Genomic DNA, 3328 nt, shown 5'->3' on the forward strand with positions numbered 1-3328 from the left:
GGGCGTCTGGCGGTGTCCTACTTTCACATGGCGAATGCCACACTATCATCGGCGCTAAGGCGTTTCACGGTCCTGTTCGGGATGGGAAGGCGTGGGACCACCTCGCTATGGCCACCAGACATAAACTTGTACAAACTGGAAGAAGCCTGAGTTGATGTTTCATCAACCCACATATATTCGGTATTCAATTGTGTCGCACAACCACTATCTCATCGTCTCTCGGTTACCCAAGACACTCAAATGATAGGATCAAGCCTCACGAGCAATTAGTATCGGTTAGCTTAACGCCTCACAGCGCTTCCACACCCGACCTATCAACGTCCTGGTCTCGAACGACTCTTCAGGAGGGTCAAGCCCTCAGGGAAGTCTCATCTTCAGGCGAGTTTCCCGCTTAGATGCTTTCAGCGGTTATCTCTTCCGCACTTAGCTACCCGGCAATGCGACTGGCGTCACAACCGGTACACCAGAGGTGCGTCCACTCCGGTCCTCTCGTACTAGGAGCAGCCCCCGTCAAACTTCCAACGCCCACTGCAGATAGGGACCAAACTGTCTCACGACGTTTTGAACCCAGCTCACGTACCACTTTAAATGGCGAACAGCCATACCCTTGGGACCGGCTACAGCCCCAGGATGTGATGAGCCGACATCGAGGTGCCAAACACCGCCGTCGATGTGAACTCTTGGGCGGTATCAGCCTGTTATCCCCGGAGTACCTTTTATCCGTTGAGCGATGGCCCTTCCATTCAGAACCACCGGATCACTATGTCCTGCTTTCGCACCTGCTCGACTTGTCGGTCTCGCAGTTAAGCTACCTTTTGCCATTGCACTATCAGCACGATTTCCGACCGTACCTAGGTAACCTTCGAACTCCTCCGTTACACTTTGGGAGGAGACCGCCCCAGTCAAACTGCCTACCATGCACTGTCCCCAATCCGGATCACGGACCAAGGTTAGAACCTCAAACACACCAGGGTGGTATTTCAAGGACGGCTCCATGAGAACTAGCGTTCCCACTTCATAGCCTCCCACCTATCCTACACAAGTCTGTTCAAAGTCCAATGCAAAGCTACAGTAAAGGTTCACGGGGTCTTTCCGTCTAGCAGCGGGGAGATTGCATCTTCACAAACACTTCAACTTCGCTGAGTCTCAGGAGGAGACAGTGTGGCCATCGTTACGCCATTCGTGCGGGTCGGAACTTACCCGACAAGGAATTTCGCTACCTTAGGACCGTTATAGTTACGGCCGCCGTTTACTGGGGCTTCGATCAAGAGCTTGCACCCCATCACTTAACCTTCCAGCACCGGGCAGGCGTCACACCGTATACGTCCACTTTCGTGTTGGCACAGTGCTGTGTTTTTGTTAAACAGTCGCAGCCACCGATTCTCTGCGACCTCTCAAAGCTCCTCCCGCGGGGGATTCACTCTAAGAGGCATACCTTCTCCCGAAGTTACGGTATCAATTTGCCGAGTTCCTTCTCCTGAGTTCTCTCAAGCGCCTTAGAATTCTCATCCTGCCCACCTGTGTCGGTTTGCGGTACGGTTCTTATGCAGCTGAAGCTTAGTGGCTTTTCCTGGAAGCGTGGTATCAGTCACTTCAGGTCCGTAGACCCTCGTCATCACGTCTCGGCCTTAAGGGAAGGCGGATTTGCCTACCTCCCCAGCCTACCGGCTTAAACAGACTATTCCAACAGTCTGATGACCTAACCTTCTCCGTCCCCACATCGCACTGCATAAAAGTACGGGAATTTTAACCCGTTTCCCATCGACTACGCTTTTCAGCCTCGCCTTAGGGGCCGACTCACCCTACGCCGATGAACGTTGCGTAGGAAACCTTGGGCTTTCGGCGAGCGGGCTTTTCACCCGCTTTATCGCTACTCATGTCAGCATTCGCACTTCTGATATCTCCAGCATCCCTTACGAGACACCTTCTCAGACCTACAGAACGCTCCCCTACCATCTGCACTTACGTGCAAATCCGCAGCTTCGGTTATCAGTTTGAGCCCCGTTACATCTTCCGCGCAGGACGACTCGACCAGTGAGCTATTACGCTTTCTTTAAATGATGGCTGCTTCTAAGCCAACATCCTGGCTGTCTAGGCCTTCCCACTTCGTTTACCACTTAACTGATCATTTGGGACCTTAGCTGGCGGTCTGGGTTGTTTCCCTCTTGACGATGGACGTTAGCACCCACCGTCTGTCTCCCATGCTCGCACTTTCCGGTATTCAGAGTTTGCCATGGTTTGGTAAATCGCAATGACCCCCTAGCCATAACAGTGCTTTACCCCCGGAAGTGATACATGAGGCACTACCTAAATAGTTTTCGGGGAGAACCAGCTATCTCCGAGTTTGTTTAGCCTTTCACCCCTATCCACAGCTCATCCCCTAGTTTTGCAACACTAGTGGGTTCGGACCTCCAGTGCGTGTTACCGCACCTTCATCCTGGCCATGGATAGATCACTCGGTTTCGGGTCTACGCCCAGCAACTAAAATCGCCCTATTCGGACTCGGTTTCCCTACGCCTCCCCTATTCGGTTAAGCTCGCTACTGAACGTAAGTCGCTGACCCATTATACAAAAGGTACGCAGTCACGGAACAAGTCCGCTCCCACTGTTTGTATGCATCCGGTTTCAGGTTCTATTTCACTCCCCTCCCGGGGTTCTTTTCGCCTTTCCCTCACGGTACTGGTTCACTATCGGTCGATCATGAGTATTTAGCCTTGGAGGATGGTCCCCCCATCTTCAGACAGGATTTCTCGTGTCCCGCCCTACTTATCGTACGCCTAGTCCTTGGAATGCGTTTTCGTGTACGGGGCTATCACCCACTATGGCGGTCCTTTCCATGAACCTTCCACTAACACAATCCATAACACGTACAGGCTCTTCCGCGTTCGCTCGCCACTACTAACGGAATCTCGGTTGATTTCTTTTCCTGCAGCTACTTAGATGTTTCAGTTCGCTGCGTTCGCCTCCTCGTGCCTATGTATTCAGCACGGGATCTCCTTGCGGAGGGGTTTCCCCATTCGGACATCGCGGGATCAAAGCTCTATTGCCAGCTCCCCCGCGCTTTTCGCAGGCTTACACGTCCTTCTTCGCCTATGATCGCCAAGGCATCCACCAGATGCACTTAGTCGCTTGACCCTATCATTTCAGTAACCTGGATCACTAAAACAACAAGTTGTGTTTGTGCGACGACTACACCGCCCCTTTTGATATGGCGACGTAGCCTAGATACAATCAAATACCCAAGATGACGATCCAGCCAATGAAGAGTTAACTCCATCGTCCTTCTCGCCGTCTTTATATATTCGGCTTCTTCAGTTTGTTAAAGATC

At 52.1% G+C, this 3328-nt stretch carries 2 rRNA genes; both read right to left on the reverse strand.

The annotated features are described in order from the left end of the window. Positions 1-4: 4 nt before the first annotated feature. Positions 5-119 (reverse strand): 5S ribosomal RNA (rrf, locus tag MOV80_RS23165). 126 nt (positions 120-245) lie between these two features. Beyond that, positions 246-3135 (reverse strand): 23S ribosomal RNA (locus MOV80_RS23170). Positions 3136-3328 lie beyond the last annotated feature (193 nt).

Source organism: Chromobacterium sp. IRSSSOUMB001, assembly GCF_023507765.1.
GTDB classification, from domain to species: domain Bacteria; phylum Pseudomonadota; class Gammaproteobacteria; order Burkholderiales; family Chromobacteriaceae; genus Chromobacterium; species Chromobacterium haemolyticum.